Annotated in this window: 20 protein-coding genes; 14 read left to right on the top strand and 6 right to left on the bottom strand. The window is 30.7% G+C overall.

From position 1 onward, the window contains the following. Window positions 1-753 (top strand): glycosyltransferase family 2 protein, encoded by a 753-nt coding sequence (locus tag ABI549_RS05380; protein ID WP_348075430.1) that lies wholly within the window; start codon window positions 1-3, stop codon window positions 751-753. On the opposite strand, the gene ABI549_RS05375 is transcribed toward ABI549_RS05380, so the two are convergent. Beyond that, window positions 750-2,060, bottom strand: a complete 1,311-nt coding sequence (locus ABI549_RS05375) for a phenylacetate--CoA ligase family protein (RefSeq protein ID WP_348075429.1) — start codon at window positions 2,058-2,060, stop codon at window positions 750-752. The genes ABI549_RS05380 and ABI549_RS05375 overlap by 4 nt on opposite strands. 123 nt (window positions 2,061-2,183) lie before the next feature. Between ABI549_RS05375 and purD the strand changes: the two genes are divergently transcribed. Further along, entirely contained in the window at window positions 2,184-3,458 is a 1,275-nt protein-coding gene (gene purD, locus ABI549_RS05370; RefSeq protein ID WP_348075428.1) for a phosphoribosylamine--glycine ligase, read from the top strand. Here purD and ABI549_RS05365 read toward each other — a convergent pair. Continuing rightward, a complete protein-coding gene (locus ABI549_RS05365; protein WP_348075427.1) occupies window positions 3,450-3,680 on the bottom strand; it encodes a uracil phosphoribosyltransferase in 231 nt (76 codons plus the stop codon). The genes purD and ABI549_RS05365 overlap by 9 nt on opposite strands. 47 nt (window positions 3,681-3,727) lie before the next feature. On the opposite strand from ABI549_RS05365, the gene ABI549_RS05360 reads away from it, so the two are divergent. Further along, window positions 3,728-4,660 carry a DUF6427 family protein gene (locus ABI549_RS05360; protein ID WP_348075426.1) on the top strand — a complete coding sequence of 311 codons (933 nt, stop codon included), beginning with the start codon at window positions 3,728-3,730 and terminating at the stop codon, window positions 4,658-4,660. Here ABI549_RS05360 and upp read toward each other — a convergent pair. Beyond that, window positions 4,655-5,308, bottom strand: a complete 654-nt coding sequence (gene upp, locus ABI549_RS05355) for a uracil phosphoribosyltransferase (protein ID WP_348075425.1) — start codon at window positions 5,306-5,308, stop codon at window positions 4,655-4,657. The two genes, ABI549_RS05360 and upp, sit on opposite strands and share 6 nt — an antisense overlap. 77 nt (window positions 5,309-5,385) lie before the next feature. Between upp and ABI549_RS05350 the strand changes: the two genes are divergently transcribed. Together ABI549_RS05350 and ABI549_RS05345 are read left to right on the top strand one after the other, a co-directional pair. Next, on the top strand, window positions 5,386-5,991 hold the full coding sequence (locus ABI549_RS05350; protein ID WP_348075424.1) for a DUF4254 domain-containing protein: 606 nt from the start codon (window positions 5,386-5,388) through the stop codon (window positions 5,989-5,991). A 47-nt stretch (window positions 5,992-6,038) separates the two neighbouring features. Further along, window positions 6,039-7,034, top strand: coding sequence for a glycosyltransferase family 9 protein (locus ABI549_RS05345; protein WP_348075449.1), 996 nt, complete (start codon window positions 6,039-6,041; stop codon window positions 7,032-7,034). 29 nt (window positions 7,035-7,063) lie between these two features. Here ABI549_RS05345 and ABI549_RS05340 read toward each other — a convergent pair whose 3' ends face one another. After that, on the bottom strand, window positions 7,064-7,891 hold the full coding sequence (locus tag ABI549_RS05340) for a hypothetical protein (protein ID WP_348075423.1): 828 nt from the start codon (window positions 7,889-7,891) through the stop codon (window positions 7,064-7,066). Between the two features lie 175 nt (window positions 7,892-8,066). Continuing rightward, entirely contained in the window at window positions 8,067-9,119 is a 1,053-nt protein-coding gene (locus ABI549_RS05335) for a ferredoxin--NADP reductase (RefSeq protein ID WP_348075422.1), read from the bottom strand. 165 nt (window positions 9,120-9,284) lie between these two features. Between ABI549_RS05335 and ABI549_RS05330 the strand changes: the two genes are divergently transcribed. Genes ABI549_RS05330 through ABI549_RS05315 form a run of 4 tightly spaced genes read left to right on the top strand, consistent with a single transcriptional unit; the run spans window position 9,285 to window position 12,912 of the window. Next, entirely contained in the window at window positions 9,285-11,903 is a 2,619-nt protein-coding gene (locus ABI549_RS05330; protein WP_348075421.1) for a tetratricopeptide repeat protein, read from the top strand. A gap of 4 nt (window positions 11,904-11,907) precedes the next feature. Then, a complete protein-coding gene (locus ABI549_RS05325; RefSeq protein ID WP_348075420.1) occupies window positions 11,908-12,294 on the top strand; it encodes a polymer-forming cytoskeletal protein in 387 nt (128 codons plus the stop codon). After that, window positions 12,284-12,514 (top strand): AtpZ/AtpI family protein, encoded by a 231-nt coding sequence (locus tag ABI549_RS05320; protein WP_348075419.1) that lies wholly within the window; start codon window positions 12,284-12,286, stop codon window positions 12,512-12,514. Before ABI549_RS05325 ends, ABI549_RS05320 begins: the two co-directional genes overlap by 11 nt. A gap of 2 nt (window positions 12,515-12,516) precedes the next feature. Next, entirely contained in the window at window positions 12,517-12,912 is a 396-nt protein-coding gene (locus ABI549_RS05315; protein ID WP_348075418.1) for a hypothetical protein, read from the top strand. Between the two features lie 2 nt (window positions 12,913-12,914). Here the strand turns inward: ABI549_RS05315 and ABI549_RS05310 are convergent, their stop codons facing one another. Further along, window positions 12,915-14,306: a T9SS type A sorting domain-containing protein gene (locus ABI549_RS05310; RefSeq protein ID WP_348075417.1), complete on the bottom strand. Its 1,392-nt coding sequence runs from the start codon at window positions 14,304-14,306 to the stop codon at window positions 12,915-12,917. A gap of 280 nt (window positions 14,307-14,586) precedes the next feature. Here ABI549_RS05310 and atpB point away from each other — a divergent pair, with 280 nt between their 5' ends. From atpB to atpA, 5 genes are all read left to right on the top strand, one after another. After that, on the top strand, window positions 14,587-15,756 hold the full coding sequence (gene atpB, locus ABI549_RS05305; RefSeq protein ID WP_348075416.1) for a F0F1 ATP synthase subunit A: 1,170 nt from the start codon (window positions 14,587-14,589) through the stop codon (window positions 15,754-15,756). Window positions 15,757-15,842: 86 nt separating this feature from the next. After that, complete coding sequence (gene atpE / locus ABI549_RS05300) at window positions 15,843-16,040, top strand: ATP synthase F0 subunit C (protein ID WP_103724671.1); 198 nt, start codon at window positions 15,843-15,845, stop codon at window positions 16,038-16,040. 85 nt (window positions 16,041-16,125) lie between these two features. Next, window positions 16,126-16,626 carry a F0F1 ATP synthase subunit B gene (locus tag ABI549_RS05295; protein WP_348075415.1) on the top strand — a complete coding sequence of 167 codons (501 nt, stop codon included), beginning with the start codon at window positions 16,126-16,128 and terminating at the stop codon, window positions 16,624-16,626. Between the two features lie 2 nt (window positions 16,627-16,628). Continuing rightward, window positions 16,629-17,162, top strand: coding sequence for an ATP synthase F1 subunit delta (gene atpH, locus ABI549_RS05290; protein WP_348075414.1), 534 nt, complete (start codon window positions 16,629-16,631; stop codon window positions 17,160-17,162). 14 nt (window positions 17,163-17,176) lie between these two features. Beyond that, a partial coding sequence (gene atpA, locus ABI549_RS05285; protein WP_348075413.1) for a F0F1 ATP synthase subunit alpha occupies window positions 17,177-18,362 on the top strand: 1,186 nt, incomplete at its 3' end.

Genomic DNA, 18,362 nt, shown 5'->3' with positions numbered 1-18,362 from the left:
ATGAATGAGCTTGTTTCAATAATTACACCAACCTATAATTCTGCAAAATATATTTCAGAAACTATTCAATCTGTTCAAAAACAAACTCATAAAAATTGGGAAATGATTATTGTTGATGATTGTTCTCAAGACGAAACAGTAGAAATCATCCAAAATTTTATGGATGAAGATCATAGAATTCATTTACTACAATTAAATAAAAATTCAGGTGCTGCAAAAGCACGAAATTTTGCAATCGAAAAGATTACAGGAAAATACATGACATTTCTAGATGCAGATGATATTTGGTTTACGGACTTTATTCAAAACAGTATCAAAACCATAAAGGAAAAAGGAATAAACTTCGTTTTTTCATCATATAAACGTTCAAATGAAGACTTAGAATTTATATATTCGGATTTTATAGTTCCAAAAAAAGTAACTTATACAGATATTTTAAAAACCAATTCAATTAGTTGTCTTACTGCGTTTATAAATGTAGAAGTATTAGGAATAAAAAAAATGCCGGATGTTTTAAAACGGCAAGATATGGGATTATGGCTACAATATCTTAAAGAAATCCCTTATGCTTATGGTATTCAAGAACCAAAAGCAATATATCGAATAAGAGAAAACTCATTGTCTAGAAACAAAAAAAACTTACTTAAATACCAGTGGCAGTTTTACAGAGAGGTAGAAAAATTAAGTTTTTTGTCTTCTATTTATTACATGCTACATTGGATGTACAGGGGATTTAAGAAATATAGAAATTAAATCATCGATTTAAACTGTTTTAGTTTGCCACGACTACTCCTTCCTAAATAGGTTTTCCTAGTAAAAATAAAATTTAGATTTGGTTCTAGATATAATGAAATGGCTTCTTCTATTTTACTTATTTGTTCTAAGTTTAATTCTTTTTCACTTACATAATCAATCTCAAATGCATTTATTTTAGTTTGCTTTATTATAAATTCTTTTACATTTCCATCGTCTTCAATAATACTTTTTGTAACATAATAGAAAGTTAGTCCAGGAGATTTTTTACCACTTGGTAAAATAGCAACATCATTTGTACGACCAATTAATTGTTTAAGAATAGGTTTTTGTACAGTGCTTTTTTCGTCTAGAATTCCAATATCTCCAATATCATATCTAATAAAAGGATGCGCTTTGTTGTATAATGATGTTATAACAACCCTACCTTCTTTACCATAAGGCAGAACATTATTGTCTTCATCTAAAATTTCTACAAATAGTGTTTCGGAATTTATTTGCCATTCTCCATTTTGATTTTGAAAAGCAATTAAATCAAGCTCAGAAGCACCATATTCATTCACAACTGGGATTCCAAATTGTTTTTCCATTAGTATTTTATCTTCATCAAAAAGCATTTCCGAAGTTACCATACAAACTTTCAGCGTTGGGCATATTTCTTTTAAAACAATATTTTTGGACTGCAAAAACTTAGCAAATAAAACGACTGAACTAGTGTACCCATTTATATAATCGAATTTTTTAGTTTTAAATTTTACCAATACTTTTTCTAAAACCACATCCGATAAATCGAAAATAGTAAAACGAAATCGGTTACTCAAAAAGTCTTTAATTCTTTCTTTTTTATTACCAATAAAATCCAAAGGAATTCCATAAAAACGAGCTTGAAAAGAGGTGTTGAAATTTATTTTGTACCAGCTAAATCTATATATAATTGAAGCCCAAGTAATAGCGTGACAGTATTTGTCTTTGGCAAAAATAAAAGGATCTCCACTAGAACCAGAAGTTTTATTTACAAATACAGATTTTGTTTCGCAATCTTTAGACAGTCTTTCAGCCAAAGGTTTTTGAAGATTTTTTTTAGTAAGAATTGGTAAATCATTCCAATTATTATTATTATTTGAGCCTATTAATTCTTTGTAGAAAGGATTGTTCTCGAGGTGATATTTAACAATTTCGTCTTTTTTATTTTCAATAAAAATACGGTGTTGCTCTTCAGAAAAAGAAATAATTTTATCAAATTCGGCTTTAGCTTTCACAATTGGAAAACCATTTAATTTGAGCGTTAAATCGAATAATTTGAACATTTAAAATTATTTTTATCAAAAATAACAAAACTAACCTTATATATTTCATTTAATTTTTCCGAAACATTTTTTCCAAAACTTAAAACAACCTATTTTTGCATAACAAACAAACACAACTACACAATGACAATTTTATTACTTGGTTCTGGTGGAAGAGAACATGCTTTAGCTTGGAAAATGTTACAATCTTCAAAATGTTCTAAACTTTTTGTAGCACCAGGAAATGCAGGAACAGCTCAAATAGCAACAAATATAAATTTAAACATTCTAGATTTTGAAGCTATTAAAACATTTGTAATAGAAGAAAAAGTTTCGATGGTTGTTGTTGGCCCAGAAGATCCCTTGGTTCTTGGGATTTATGATTTTTTTAAAAACGATTCAGTGTTAAAAGATATCCCAGTTATTGGTCCATCAAAAAAAGGAGCACAACTTGAAGGAAGTAAAGAATTTGCTAAAGAATTTTTAGTAAAACATAATATTCCGACTGCGGCTTATGATAGTTTTACAGCAGAAACTATCGAAAAAGGCTGTCAATTCCTGGAAACATTAGAAGCCCCGTACGTGTTAAAAGCAGATGGTTTGGCGGCTGGAAAAGGAGTTTTAATCATTCATGATTTGGCAGAAGCCAAAGAAGAATTGCGAAATATGTTGGTTCATAAAAAATTTGGAACAGCGAGTGCAAAAGTAGTGATTGAAGAATTTCTTGACGGAATAGAATTAAGTTGTTTTGTATTAACCGACGGAAAAAACTATAAAATTCTTCCAACAGCCAAAGATTACAAACGTATTGGCGAAGGCGATACAGGTTTGAATACAGGCGGAATGGGAGCAGTTTCTCCAGTGCCGTTTGCCGATGAAATTTTGTTAGAAAAAATAGAGAATAGAATTGTAAAACCCACGATTGATGGTTTACAAAAAGATGGAATAGAATACAAAGGATTTGTCTTTATAGGACTAATAAATGTAAAAGGAGAACCAATAGTTATTGAATACAACGTAAGAATGGGCGATCCGGAAACGGAAGTAGTTATTCCGAGATTAAAATCCGATTTAGTCGAATTGTTTCAAGCGGTTGCCGATAAAAAACTGAATGAAGTTTCTCTAGAAATTGATTCTCGAAGCGCCACAACAATTATGGTTGTTTCTGGAGGATATCCTGAAGATTACGAAAAAGGGAAAGTAATTTCTGGATTAGAAAACATAGATGAATCTATCGTTTTCCATGCTGGAACAAAGATAGATAATGGTCAAGTGGTGAGCAATGGTGGAAGGGTTTTGGCGGTGACTTCGTTTGGAAATGATTTTCAAGAAGCCATAAAAAAATCTTATCAAAACATAGACAAGCTACATTTTGATAAGATGTATTTTAGAAAAGATATTGGTTTCGACTTACTTTAAGAAAGAGTGAGCTGTAGTATCTTGATTTTCTTCGTTATTGTCTTTGTGAGATTGTAATTGTTTTATCCAATACCAAGTGTAATAACAACAAATAGCTACAAAAACCCACGAAATAAGATTAGCCAACCACCAGCTACTAAGCTCTAAGGAGCGTAAATAGCCATGAAGAGCTAAAATAATATGTTCAAATAACCATTGTATTCCTTGAAAAAATGATTTCATCTTTTTTATGTATTATATTTACAATGACAAAAATATAAAATTTACTCATGATAACAAGCGTTTTTAGTAAATCTCGACCAATAAATTATATTTTTATAACCACATTGTTGGTTTTATGTTTTTTATTGTTCCAATTTCAATCTAATTTCAATACCATTTCGACTTTAGAAATAGGTAAAAAAGCTGTCTTATTGTTGCTATTGGTTGGTTCTTTATACATCACAAATTTTATTACAAAAAAGAACGGATTGAGTAAAGACAACAGTTACACATTTTTCTTGTTTTTTGTTTTTTTGATTTTGTTTCCCAAAACATTATCTAATGGAGGGTTAATTATCTCAAATTTATTTATTTTGTTAGCCTTGCGAAGACTAATATCGATGCAATCGCTAATTACTCCAAAAGAAAAAATATTTGATGCTTCGTTTTGGATTTTTGTAGCAAGTTTATTTAATTTTTGGTGTATTTTATTTATAATATTGGTTTTTGTATCAATTATTTTTCATGTTTCTAGAGATTACAGGAACTGGACAATTCCATTTATAGCGTTTTTTGCCGTATTAGTAATTTCGGTTTTAGGAGCTTTAATTTATAACCCTAACCTCATTCAAATTTATTTATCACAAATTGTAGTAGATTTTGATTTGACATATATAAAAACAATTTTTCAAAACATTGCCTTATTTATATATGTCACAACAGCTTTAGTAGCTTTTTTAAGTATGGTTTTTATACTTCCAAGTAAATTATCAAACTTACAACCGTCATATCGAAAAATGATTTTTGCGTTTATTATTGGATTGGTAGTTTTCTTTATTTCACCTAATAAAGCTAATGCTTTTCTTATTTATACTTTTGTACCAGTATCTATTATGCTAACAAATTATTTAGAAACAATAAATAAATATTGGATAAAAGAATCTATTTTAGCAATAATCTTAACAGCTAGTATTGTAACTTTTATTCTTCAGTTGTTATAACTTATCACCGTAAGCTAAATCGCCAGCATCACCAAGTCCAGGAATAATATAATTTTTTTCGTTTAATTTTTCGTCAAGAGCCGCAACCCAAAGATGGCAGTTTTTTGGAAGATTCTCTTCAAGAAATTTAATTCCTTCTGGAGCAGCTATAACCACAGCAATATGAATTTCTTTTGGTTTTTGTTCTAAATGAAGTTTGTTTAAAACAGCAACTAACGACTGACCAGTAGCCAACATAGGATCTATTAATATTAAATTTTTCCCAGCAAAAGAAGGTGCAGCTTGGTATTCGACTAAAATATCGAAAGCATCATCATTATTATAATGGTGACGATAGGCAGATACAAATCCGTTTTCGGCATCATCAAAAAAGTTCATAAAACCAGTATGCAAAGCCAATCCTGCACGTAAGATGGAGCATAAAACTACATTTTCGGAAATAGTTGTTGTTTTTTTAATACCAAGAGGAGTTTGCACATCAATGTCTTTATATGATAAAGTCTTACTTAATTCGTATGCCATTATTTCTCCAATGCGTTCTATGTTCTTACGAAAACGCATGCTGTCTTTTTGGATATTTACATCACGAATTTGTGCTAAAAAATGATTAAGAATACTATTTTCTTCAGAGATATAATGAATGTGCATTGTATGAAAATTAACCGTTAATTTGGTTTGATAAAGGTATAAAAAGTATATTTGTATTCAATAAATTATTAAAAATTATGTTTTCACAATTTGCCTTTCCAATTTTTGAACAAAGCATCAACGATTATCACAAATTTGATGATGTAAATCAGCCTATCTCAAATCCATATCCAAAGGAAAAAATAGAGCATTTATTGTATGCTAAAAATTGGGTAGATACTGTTCAGTGGCATTATGAAGACATAATTCGTGATCCAAATATCGATCCAGTTGAAGCTTTAGTTCTTAAAAGAAAAATAGATGCTTCTAACCAAGTTCGTACTGATATGGTCGAATATATAGACAGTTATTTCCTTCAGAAATATGCTTCGGTAAATGTAAAACTGTCTGCAAAAATCAACTCTGAAAGTCCAGCTTGGGCATTTGATAGATTGTCTATTTTAGCACTTAAAATTTACCACATGAACGAAGAAGCAACTCGTGAAGAAGCTTCGGCAGAACATAGAGCTAAATGCCAGGAAAAGTTAAATGTTTTATTAGAACAAAAGAAGGATTTAACTACTGCAATTGATGATTTACTAACAGATATTGAAGCTGGAGATAAATATATGAAAGTGTACAAACAAATGAAAATGTACAACGATGATGAGTTGAATCCTGTTTTGTACCAGAATAAGAAATAATACAATTGTCCCAAATTAAACATATTTTAGTAATTCGACTTTCGGCAATGGGCGATGCTGCTATGACAGTTCCTGTTTTGAGAGCTTTTGTTTTACAATATCCGGAAGTAAAAATCACTTTAGTTTCAAGAGCTTTTTTTAAACCTTTTTTCGACACAATTCCTAACGTAAATTTTTTTGGTGTTGATATAAATAATCGTCACAAAGGATTTTTAGGACTTATAAAACTGTTTTTAGATTTAAAAAAACTAAATATTGATGCTTTTGCCGATTTGCATAATGTAATCCGTTCTAAAACAATTAGAATATTATTTCTTTTGTTTGGCAAAAAAGTAGCGGCTTCAAACAAGGGAAGAACCGAGAAAAAAGCATTAACAAGAGCTGAAAATAAAATTTTTAAACCACTAAAAACAATGTTTAATGTACATTGTGATACGTTTAAAAAATTAGGTTTTGATATAGATTTAAACAATCCAACTTTTCCTAAAAAAGCTATTTTATCAGAAAAAATAATTTCGATTATTGGAAATAAAAACGAAAAATGGATAGGAATTGCTCCTTTTGCACAATATGAGAGCAAGGTTTATCCTTTAGATTTGATGCAGCAAACAATAAACGATTTGTCTGAAAATAAGAATTACAAAATTATCCTATTTGGTGGAGGTAAAAAAGAAATAGAAGTTTTAGATTTACTTTCAAAAAACAATACAAACATAATAAACATTGCAGGAAAAATTACTTTTCAGGAGGAATTAGACTTAATCTCAAATTTAGACATCATGCTTTCGATGGACTCTGGGAATGCACACATTGCAGCCATGTTGGGTGTAAAAGTAATAACCCTTTGGGGTGCAACTCATCCTTTCGCTGGTTTCTCACCATTCAACCAACCAATAGAAAATGCATTGGTATCCGACAGAGAAAAACATCCGTTATTACCCACATCAGTCTATGGAAATAAAACAGTGATAGGTTATGAAGATGTGATGAGAACTATTTTGCCAGAAAGAATAATAGATAAAATAGAAGAGGAGCTTAATTAAGCTCCTCTTCTATTTTTATTTAAACATTATTATCGCCCGATATACACTACATTAATTTCGCAAAAATTACCCAAAGCAGTACTTTTTCCAATCACATGCGAATTAGATTCAGTAATATTGTCATCGGCAATTCCCCAGTATGAGGCATTTAAGTTGCAGGTTTGTCCAGCGGTTAAGCTTATGGTTGTATTTATATTTGTTTCATTAAAAAGCTCTAAATAATCTACCATTGTATCACTATTATAAAAACTAGTAGAGTGGTTGTATTTTTTATAGTCCGTTCCGTTTACTGTAAGTTTAAAATTTCCTTCTACAAAACCTACTTTTGCAGAATTAATATCTACAGTTCCAGCGCCAAGATAACCCGTAAAAATAATTGAATATTTCCCTGTGTAAGGCGCAACAAATGATTTTGCATTCAAATTAGGGATATTGGTATAAGTTGATGCACTAGTGGCTACTACTAAATCTGAGTTTTGTGAAAATTTCGTATCAAAATAACGGTGTACTTGTGACACCCAGTTAGTACCATCCCAAAAATAAATACCAGGAATTACTCCGTAAGTTCCAACTGTAGTATTTGTGTTAAAAACCATAGTTCCTATTTCTGCGACTGCATTTGTTAAAAAAGCTCCAGTTGCAGGGTTTTTTACAGGGGCAGCAACATTTGTAGCAGTTAGCACTACACGAGGCATAAGTAAGCCATAATTATTTGCTCCGGCAATAACATCGAGAGCTGCATTTGGAGTTGTGGTTCCAATTCCCACTTGAGCGTTTAAAGTATTCATTAAAAATAAAAAGAATATAACACAAGTGATTCTCACCTGAGATTTAAGTTTAATAATTGTTAAAGACATAATAAAGTTTTTGTTTGTTTTTTATTGAAATTTGAATAAAAATACAATCATTTTTCACCTATTGTGCTAAAAATCAATAAACTCGATAAAAAAGCAAAATTTACCGGCTAAAAGCAAAATTTCATAAAAAAAGAAGCTAATTAGCTCCTTTTTTATATATAAAAATCAACATATTTTAAACATCATCATAATTTATTAAAATTTCACTCGATGTTGGATGTGCTTGACAAGTAAGAATTAATCCTTCAGAAATTTCTTTATCGGTAAGAATAGAGTTCTTTTTCATTTCTGCTTTACCTTTTGTTACTCGAGCCAAACAACTACTACATATTCCTCCTTGACAAGAATACGGAGCATCAATACCTTGTTTAAGCGCAGCTTCCAATAATGTTTGTTTAGATGACATTTCAAAAGTAGTTTCATCTCCATCAACAATAACAGTGATTTTTGTGTGGTCATTTTTACCAATATCAATTGTATTTTCTTTTGTAGAAGCAGAAAACAATTCAAATTTAATATCCTTTTCAGGGACATTTTTTTCTTTAAGAATATCACTTACTGTATTAATCATTTCTTCAGGTCCACATAAGTAAAATTTAGAAAATTCTTTACCAGCATGTTTGTTGTTCATTACAAAATTGACCACAGATTTGTCTATTCTGCCAAAAAGAGAATTTTCGGATTCAGATTGACTATATACAAAATGAACAAAAAATCTACCTAAATAATGTTGTTGTAATTCTATTAATTGATCATGAAAAATAGTTTCTTCGGCGGTTTTGTTTCCAAAAACTAATACGAATGAACTTTTAGGCTCTTGCAATAAAACCGATTGTAAGATTGCCATAACTGGAGTTATACCACTACCCGCAACAAAGGCCAGATAGTTTTTTTGTTTGTCAGCATGAGGTTCGAACGTAAATTTTCCTTCGGGAGTTCCCACTTCGATAATATTCCCAACCTTTAGTTCGTTATTTGCAAATTTAGAAAAAAGCCCATTTTTTATTGCTTTAACCGCAATGCGAAGCTCACCACTATTTGGTGATGAACAAATAGAATAAGCACGACGAATTTCTTCGCCATCTAAAGTTAGTTTTAAATTAACGTATTGTCCAGCATCAAATTTATAAAAATCTTTAAATTCGGTAGGAACGTTAAAAAGGATAGAAACCGCTTGTGAAGTTTCTTTTTTTATTTCTTGTATTGTTAGTTTGTAAAATGTAGACATATTTTTTATTCTTTTTAGCAAAATTAAGAAACACGATTGACATATTATTATTACGAACAAAAAATTAAAAAATACTTTATTTTCTGAATTTAAAAAAGAAACGTATTTTTACCAGTCATTATACTAAATTTGACTTTTAGAAGTTAATGATTAAAATCTTTTACATTGAAAACAAACTGTTTAAAATATATTTCTTTTTCTATTTTATTACTTTTAGTTGTAGCCTGTTCTACAAAGAAGAACTCTTTTGTAAATAGAAATTGGCATGCACTAAATTCAGAATATAATGTTTTGTACAACGGTAATGTGGCCTTAGAGTTGGGTATTAATGATTTAAAAACAGGATATAAAGATAATTTTTGGGAAGTTTTGCCAGTAGAAAGAATGCAAATTCTAGAAGAAGCCATGTTGCCAGGGCAAAAGACAAAAAACCAAAATTTTGAACGCGCCGAAACCAAAGCAACCAAAGCAATTCAAAAACATTCGATGAATATTGATGGTCGTGAAAAAAACACTCAAATGGACGAAGCGTATTTACTTTTGGGAAAATCACGCTATTATGACCAACGATTTATCCCTGCATTAGAAGCATTTAATTATATTTTATATAAATATCCTAATTCAGATAAAATATATGAAGCAAAAATTTGGAGAGAAAAAACAAATATTAGATTAGAAAACGATGCCCTAGCTATTAAAAATCTTAGAAGACTTATAAATAATAATAAAATAAAACCTCAAGTTTTTGCCGACGCAAATGCAATTTTATCTCAAGCATATATTAATTTAGAGGAAAAAGACAGCGCAATTGCACCACTAAAAATCGCACTAAATTCAACTAAATTAAAAGAAGAAAAAGCACGATATCATTTTATTTTAGGTCAGTTATATCAGTCCTTAGAATATAAAGATAGTGCATACATCGAGTTTCAAGAAATCATTGAAATGAAGCGAAAATCACCTAAACAATATGTAATGCAATCGCACGCAAAACAATCTGAGTTAATAAACCAAACAGAAGATACGGTGGCTTTTTTAAAAAAATACGTAAAACTTTTTAAAGATAGAGAAAATCGACCATATCACGATATTTTAAATTATCAAATGGCTTCTTTTTATGATAAGCTGAACAAAAAAGATCAGGCAATTAAGTTTTATAATAAGTCATTAAGATCTAAGTCCGAAGACATTTATTTACAAGCAACAACATATAAAAAATTAGCAACAATTTATTTTGATAAGACGAAATACCTAACAGCTGGAAAATATTATGATAGTACATTAACTCGACTAGTTAAGAAGGATCGTGAATATTTTAGTATTGTAAAAAAGCGCGAAAACTTAGTTGATGTTATTAAATATGAAGGAATTGTTCAGAATAATGATAGCATATTAAACATCGTTTCGCTTTCTAAAAATGACCAAAAAGGATTTTTCGAAGATTATATAGTAAAGTTGAAAGCAAAAGAAGTGGCTAAAAAATTACTTGAAGATAAACAAAAAAAAGAAAACACAAGATCAAACATAGGAATTCAGGATATAGATACGGGTCCTAGAGATCGAATAAAAACGGTTACAAAAGGAGTGGATCAAATTTCTTTACCACCAAGTGTTGCTGCTTTTGAAAGCGGAAATAATAACACTTTTTATTTTTATAGCCCAACAACTGTAAGTTATGGCAAAGTAGAGTTTCTAAAAAAATGGGGAAAACGAACACTAAATGATAATTGGAGATGGGATATTCAATCAGAAAATACAAAAATACCAGATCAGGAAGTTATTACAAACAATAATAATAATACAGCAATAGACGAAGTAGTAGAAAAATATCAAGCAGATTTTTATTTAAAACAACTTCCAACCTCACAAATAGTTTTAGATAGTTTGGCAAGAGAAAGAAATTTTGCTTATTATCAGTTAGGAGTTATTTATAAAGAAAAATTTAAAGAATACGAATTATCAGCGTCTAAATTTGAGATGTTATTAAAAAACAATCCAGAAGAAAGATTAATATTGCCATCGATGTATAATTTGTATAAAATTTATGAAATTACAAACAAATCTAAAGCAGCAATTGTTAAAAATAAAATTATCGAAAATTATCCAAACACAAGATATGCACAAATTTTAAACGGAACAATAACAGAAGAAAATACGATTACACAAACACCAGAGGATGTTTATAAAACAATATACAAACAATTTGGGAACCAAGAATATGTTACTCTTTTAGGAACTATTGAAAAAAGTTTAGCACAATTTGCTGGTGATGATTTAATACCAAAATTTGAGTTATTAAAAGCTAGTGCGATAGGTAAACTAAAAGGTGTAGAGGAGTATAAAAAAGCATTAAATTATGTAGCATTAAATTTCCCAAATACAAAAGAAGGAAAACAAGCGGAAGAAATTATTAAAACAAATATTCCAACTTTAGAACAAAGAGTTTTTGTAAACGACACATTGTCTAAAAACTGGAAAATTTTATACAAAACTGGAGCTCGAGATGATGAAGAAACTAAAACATTAATTGAAAAAATAAATAAATATATTAAAGAAAAACAATATGACACCTTTTCAGTGTCATACGATGTGTATAATGAAACTGAAAGTTTTGTTGTAATACATGGTATAAAATCAAAAGAATATTCTGACTATTTTGCGAGTATTCTTAAGGACAGTAGAGATTATAAAATTTTAAATCCAGCAAAAGTAATTTCTAGTGAGAATTATTTAGTTATTCAAGTTAAGAAAAATTACAATCAATTCCTCGAATTAAATCAGTAACAAAATGTTTGAAAAAAGCCCAAAATCATATACAGAATTACTTGGAAAAACCAACAGAATTGTTGAATCAACAATCATAAAAGGAGATATCGAATCGACAGCCGATTTTAGACTAGACGGACACCTTATAGGTAATTTTACGTCAAAAGGAAAATTAGTTATAGGTCCCGCAGGAACTGTTACAGGAAACATTTTTTGTCAAAATGTAGATGTAGAAGGAAAGGTTAAAGGAAAAATTATAGTTCAAGAAATTTTAACCGTAAAAAATAAAGCAAGTATAGAAGGCGAGGTTAATTGTACAAAACTATCTGTAGAACCAGGAGCGGATTTTACCGCGTCTTGTATTATGAAAACAACTTCAAAACCTACTTTACCAGCGCATGGAGAATAACAAGCAGGATAATAAAAATAATATAAAATGGCTTTCGCTCATAAATATTCCAATACAAATGGGAGCCATTATCTATTTGTTTTATAGACTCGGATTTTGGTTAGATAAAAACTATACAAATGACAAGATATCTTATTACAAAGTGATTACTTTGATAGGTGTCTTTTTGGCTTTATATAATGTATATCGTCAAGTAAATGAGATGGACAAAAAATCATAATGATGTTTAAAAAAGGCATAAAATCAATTGCGATTTTAATATTAATTATAGGGATAATTTATTTTGTACACAAAACTATTTTTTCTATTTTTAAAATAAATGAAAATAATTTTATATACTCATTAGAGCAACTATACTTGTTTTTTGGATTGTTTTCAATAGCGATAGAACTAATATTAATTAGAGTCAAAGAGAAAAACATCGACATTGTAGGGAATGTTTTCTTGTTATTAACCTTAATTAAAATGATGATTTGTTTCGTTTTTGGTTCTTCAATTTTAAAACAAGAAACCGAAAACAATTCACTTCAGAAATGGAATTTCCTTATACTATTCCTAGTATTCTTAACCATTGAAACAGTTCTAACCATCATAATATTGAATAAGAAAGAAGAATAAACTTAGTTTTTGATAAATTTATTTTGATAACGACTTTCTTCAGAAAATGCTTGAATAATATATAATCCAGAAACTAGATTTTCAATATTAATTTGAGTGATATTTTCTTTCTTTTCAAAAACTATTTTTCCGTATAAATCTGTAATTATAATTTTATTAAAAACGATATCATTATTTGCTCTAATATTTAAAACAGAAGATATAGGATTTGGATAAATCGATAGTTTCTCAGCAAAAACACTTTCATCAACAGATAGCGTTGGGCAAGTAATTAATGTTGGAATATTTTTTGCACTAGTCGAACCATCACCTAATTGTCCCCATAAATTGTTTCCCCAAGTGTAAAGGCTACCGTCGGTTTTTAAAGCGACAGTGTGTGTTAGTTTAGAATTTACCATTTGCCAATCGGTTGCTAAACCAGAAACACCAACAGGAACATTTTTTTGACTATTTGAACCATCGCCAAGTTGCCCTAAAGCATTTCCTCCCCATGCCCATAATGTACCATCAGATTTTTTAGCAATAGTATGCTGATGTCCTTTTGCTATCAAACTACAATTTACCACTGAAGAAATATTGGTAGGAATTATTTTTCCAACAACAGTTCCATCTCCAAGCTGACCATTTGTGTTGTCTCCCCAAGTCCAAAGACTTCCGTCAGATTTTGTAGCAACACTATGTAATATGCTAGCCATCACATTTCGCCAATTTGTTTCTAAACCAATCTGTGTAGGAATTATTTTATTTACAATTGTATTATCTCCTAATTGTCCAGAGTTGTTCGCTCCCCAAGCCCATAAAGTTCCATTAGTTTTTGTTGCTAGTGTATGACTAGTACCCGCAGAAACTAGTAGCCAATTTGTATCTGTTCCAACTTGTGTAGGAATACTTTTATTTATAGTTGTATTGTCGCCCAATTGTCCGTTAGTATTATCTCCCCAAGCCCATAAAGTCCCATCAGATTTTATTGCAATAACATATTCGTCACCAGCAGATATAAATCTCCAATCAGTATCAGTTCCAATCTGAATAGGAATATTAGAGCTTGTTGAGCCTCCGTCACCGAGTTGGCTGGCTAGGTTTCTTCCCCAAGTCCAAAGCGTACCATCGGTTTTTAGAGCAACATTATGTGCATTTCCAGCAGAAATTGTTTGCCAGTTTGTGTCTGTTCCAACTTGTATAGGAATATTAGATAAACTAGCTGGAACTCCAGCAGTACCTAATTGTCCGGAATTATTTCTTCCCCAAGCCCACAAAGTACCACCTGTTCTTATCCCTAAAGTATGTGATCCACCTGCGGAAACAGACTGCCAACATTGTGCAGATAGATTTATATAGAAAAGACTAATAAATAAAATAAGTAAATTTCTTTTCATAAATTTATTAATTTTCATAAATATTATTTTGTCTAAATATATAAAAAAACAACTTATTAACAATTTTTATTATTAAATTTTCGACAAAAACCCTTTTATTACTGATAAAATAAATGATTTAAAGGAAGAATTTTAAAAATAAAGTCTAATTTGTTGATAACTTATAGCTAAAAATAAAAGAAGTAAAATCAATAAAATAAACATATAGATTAAAAAAGAATCTATATCGTTTTTGAATATTAATAAAAAATGTACCTTTGCACCAAATTTACAAACCAAGCATTATAGTTTTTTATATATGGTAATTTCAAAGCATCCACTTAGATTTATATTGACAGCAGTAATTGCCTGTCTTCCGTTATTTAGTTTTGCAAATGTTGTTTCAGATAGTACGAAAGTACAAACTGAAGTGGCTCTTGTTTTAGTAGATACAACTCATGTAGCTACAGAAGCAACTCCTGTTGCTGAAACAAAATTATCAAAAGAAGATTTAGCTGCAGAGGAAAGAGCAGAATACATTCAACATCACTTACGAGATTCACATGATTTTAATTTCTTTTCTTACGGAAAAGAATCAGGAGATGAAACACATATTGGATTTCCACTTCCTGTTATTCTTTGGGATAATGGTTTTCAATTTTTTATGTCTTCAAAATTTCATCACGGAGAAAAAGTAGCGGAATCTAACGGAAACTACTACATGATTGGTCATCATGATGGAATGGTTTATAAAACTGATGCCTCTGGTTCAGAATCTAATATTAAACCACTAGACTTATCTATTACTAAAAATATATTTATGATTTTGTTCGTAGGTTTATTAATGTTTGTAATGTTTAGAAACCTTGGTAAATCATATGGTAAAAACGGAGGTATAGCTACTGGTGCTGGTAGATTTTTCGAGCCAATTATTTTATATGTTAGAGACGAAATTGCCATTCCTAATATTGGAGAAAAGCATTACAAAAAATATATGAGTCATTTATTGACAGTATTTTTCTTTATTTGGTTTTTAAATATGTTTGGTTTAACACCACTAGGGGTTAATGTTACAGGGAATATTGCAATCACAGCAGCTTTAGCTATTATTACTTATCTAATCACCACTTTTACAGCAAACAAAAATTATTGGGGTCACATTTTCTGGATGCCAGGCGTTCCGCCATTAATGAGAATAGTTTTAGCACCTATTGAATTGTTAGGTACAATTATCAAACCTTTTTCATTAACAATCCGTTTGTATGCTAATATGGTTGCGGGACACATCGTTTTAATGAGTATTATCGCAATGATGTATACATTTAACAATGTTGCAGGAAGTGGGTTTTCATTTGTTTTAGCATTTGTTCTTTCTATACTAGAAATATTAGTAGCTGGATTACAAGCCTATATTTTCACGATGTTAACTGCGCTTTACTTCGGTTCGGCAAATGAAGAACATCACCATGATGGGGCTGAGCATCATTAAATTGTCCAGTGGACAATTTAAGCGAAGAACCAGGCGGTGCCGCTGGCAGAATAATTTGAATGTTTAATTTTTAATATATATACATTATGGGAACTATTCCAAATTTAGTAGGAGCAGGTTTAATTGTTATCGGTGCTGGTTTAGGTATTGGTAAAATTGGTGGTTCAGCGATGGACGCTATTGCACGTCAACCAGAAGCTTCTGGAAAAATTCAAACTGCAATGCTTATCGCAGCTGCACTTATTGAAGGTATTGGTTTTGCTGCATTCTTTATGGGCAAATAATATTTTTAAAACAATTGTTGTAACGGTTGGTTACAACAATTGTTTAATTAATAAAAATTAGATTAATAAATTAAGAAAATATATAATGGAACAATTATTAGGTCAATTTTCATTAGGGTTATTTATTTTACAAATTGTTTTATTTGTAGGGTTAATACTTTTACTTAAGAAATTCGCTTGGAAACCCATTCTTGATGCGGTAAACGATAGAGAAGAAGGAATAAAAAATGCATTGCTTTCGGCAGAAAATGCTAGAACAGAAATGCAAAATCTTCAAGCAGACAATCAACGTATTTTGCAAGAAGCAAGACTAGAGCGTGACAACATGCTTAAAGACGCTCGCGAAATCAAAGAAAAAATGATTGCCGATTCTAAAACCGAAGCGCAAGCGCAAGGTCTTAAAATGATTGAGCAAGCAAAAGCTGCAATCGAAAGCGAAAAGAATGCGGCTATGGCAGAATTGAAATCTCAAGTTTCAAACTTGTCTATCGAAATTGCTGAAAAATTACTAAAAGACGAATTATCTAACAAAGAAGCTCAAACTAAATTGGTTGAGAAAATGTTAGGAGACGTTAAATTAAATTAATTATGTCAAGTACAAGAGCAGCAATTCGTTACGCAAAAGCAATTCTAGACTTAGCAACATCAAAAAATGTAGCTAACGAAGTGAGTAATGATATGTTTTTAGTAGCAACAACTATCAATGATAATTCGGAATTGGATACTTTTATTCAAAACCCAACAATCAAAGTTGAAGCTAAAGAAAATGCGTTGTTAGAAGTTTTTGCTAACACAAATGAAGTAACAAAAAGCTTATTTCATTTATTGTTTGAAAACAAAAGATTTGAAATTCTAGGAGCAATTGCTTCAGAATACAACAAATTATTTGACGAAGAAAATGGTATCGAAGTAGCAAAAGTTACCACAGCCATTGCAATGGATGCTGATTTAGAAGCTAAAGTAAAAGCTAAAATCGCAACCTTTTCAGACAAAAAAGTAACCATAGAAAATACCGTAGATGCTTCAATTATTGGAGGATTTATTTTAAGAATAGGCGACAAGCAATATAACGCTTCTGTTGCTAACAGATTACAAGTATTAAAAAGAGAATTAAGTAACTAGTTATTTATATAATTATGGCGGAAATTAAACCTGCTGAGATTTCAGCAATATTAAAAAAGCAATTATCAGGTTTTGAATCTGGTGCTACGCTAGAAGAAGTAGGATCAGTACTTCAAGTTGGAGATGGTATTGCTCGTATTTACGGGTTATCAAATGTTCAATACGGTGAGCTTGTAGAATTTGACAACGGTCTAGAAGGAATCGTTTTGAATCTTGAAGAAGACAATGTAGGTGTGGTACTTTTAGGACCATCTACAGGAATCAAAGAAGGATCTACAGCAAAAAGAACACAACGTATTGCTTCTCTAAAAGTTGGAGAACAAATGGTAGGTCGTGTAGTAAATACTCTTGGTTTTCCAATTGATGGAAAAGGACCAATAGGTGGAGATTTATACGAAATGCCTTTGGAAAGAAAAGCGCCAGGAGTTATCTTCCGTCAACCAGTTACTGAGCCATTACAAACAGGTATCAAAGCAGTAGATGCAATGATTCCAGTAGGTCGTGGACAACGTGAGTTGGTTATTGGTGACCGTCAAACAGGTAAATCAACCGTTTGTATTGACACGATCTTAAATCAAAAAGAATTTTACGATGCAGGAAAACCTGTATTTTGTATATATGTTGCAATTGGGCAAAAAGCTTCAACTGTAGCAGGAATCGCTAAAATGTTAGAAGAAAAAGGTGCTATGGCTTATACAGTTATTGTTGCAGCTAATGCTTCTGATCCGGCTCCAATGCAAGTTTATGCTCCTTTCGCAGGTGCTGCAATTGGAGAATATTTTAGAGATTCTGGTCGTCCAGCTTTGATTGTTTATGATGATTTATCTAAACAAGCTGTAGCTTACCGTGAGGTTTCTCTTTTGTTAAGAAGACCACCGGGACGTGAGGCATACCCTGGAGACGTTTTTTACTTACACTCTCGTTTGTTAGAAAGAGCTTGTAAAGTAATTGCTGATGATGACATCGCAAAAAACATGAATGATTTACCAGATTCGTTAAAATCTATCGTAAAAGGTGGTGGTTCATTAACTGCTTTACCTATTATCGAAACTCAAGCGGGTGACGTATCAGCATATATTCCAACAAACGTAATTTCCATTACTGATGGTCAAATTTTCCTTGATGGAGATTTGTTTAACTCAGGAGTTCGTCCAGCAATTAACGTAGGTATTTCGGTATCTCGTGTTGGAGGTAATGCTC

The organism is Flavobacterium sp. (assembly GCF_039932285.1).
In the GTDB taxonomy this organism is placed as follows: Bacteria; Bacteroidota; Bacteroidia; order Flavobacteriales; family Flavobacteriaceae; genus Flavobacterium.
The sequence above is the reverse complement of the archived record's forward strand: the minus strand, read 5'-3'. Positions and strand labels throughout refer to the sequence as shown.

Coding starts and splice junctions, on each gene's coding strand:
- ABI549_RS05350 (WP_348075424.1), top strand. CDS start 5,386: ATGTTTTCACAATTTGCCTTTCCAATTTTTGAACAAAGCATCAACGAT.
- ABI549_RS05380 (WP_348075430.1), top strand. CDS start 1: ATGAATGAGCTTGTTTCAATAATTACACCAACCTATAATTCTGCAAAA.
- ABI549_RS05340 (WP_348075423.1), bottom strand. CDS start 7,891: ATGTCTTTAACAATTATTAAACTTAAATCTCAGGTGAGAATCACTTGT.
- ABI549_RS05375 (WP_348075429.1), bottom strand. CDS start 2,060: ATGTTCAAATTATTCGATTTAACGCTCAAATTAAATGGTTTTCCAATT.
- purD (WP_348075428.1), top strand. CDS start 2,184: ATGACAATTTTATTACTTGGTTCTGGTGGAAGAGAACATGCTTTAGCT.
- upp (WP_348075425.1), bottom strand. CDS start 5,308: ATGCACATTCATTATATCTCTGAAGAAAATAGTATTCTTAATCATTTT.
- atpH (WP_348075414.1), top strand. CDS start 16,629: ATGTCAAGTACAAGAGCAGCAATTCGTTACGCAAAAGCAATTCTAGAC.
- ABI549_RS05345 (WP_348075449.1), top strand. CDS start 6,039: ATGGGCGATGCTGCTATGACAGTTCCTGTTTTGAGAGCTTTTGTTTTA.
- ABI549_RS05335 (WP_348075422.1), bottom strand. CDS start 9,119: ATGTCTACATTTTACAAACTAACAATACAAGAAATAAAAAAAGAAACT.
- ABI549_RS05315 (WP_348075418.1), top strand. CDS start 12,517: ATGTTTAAAAAAGGCATAAAATCAATTGCGATTTTAATATTAATTATA.
- ABI549_RS05320 (WP_348075419.1), top strand. CDS start 12,284: ATGGAGAATAACAAGCAGGATAATAAAAATAATATAAAATGGCTTTCG.
- ABI549_RS05365 (WP_348075427.1), bottom strand. CDS start 3,680: ATGAAATCATTTTTTCAAGGAATACAATGGTTATTTGAACATATTATT.
- atpE (WP_103724671.1), top strand. CDS start 15,843: ATGGGAACTATTCCAAATTTAGTAGGAGCAGGTTTAATTGTTATCGGT.
- ABI549_RS05310 (WP_348075417.1), bottom strand. CDS start 14,306: ATGAAAATTAATAAATTTATGAAAAGAAATTTACTTATTTTATTTATT.
- ABI549_RS05360 (WP_348075426.1), top strand. CDS start 3,728: ATGATAACAAGCGTTTTTAGTAAATCTCGACCAATAAATTATATTTTT.
- ABI549_RS05325 (WP_348075420.1), top strand. CDS start 11,908: ATGTTTGAAAAAAGCCCAAAATCATATACAGAATTACTTGGAAAAACC.
- atpB (WP_348075416.1), top strand. CDS start 14,587: ATGGTAATTTCAAAGCATCCACTTAGATTTATATTGACAGCAGTAATT.
- ABI549_RS05295 (WP_348075415.1), top strand. CDS start 16,126: ATGGAACAATTATTAGGTCAATTTTCATTAGGGTTATTTATTTTACAA.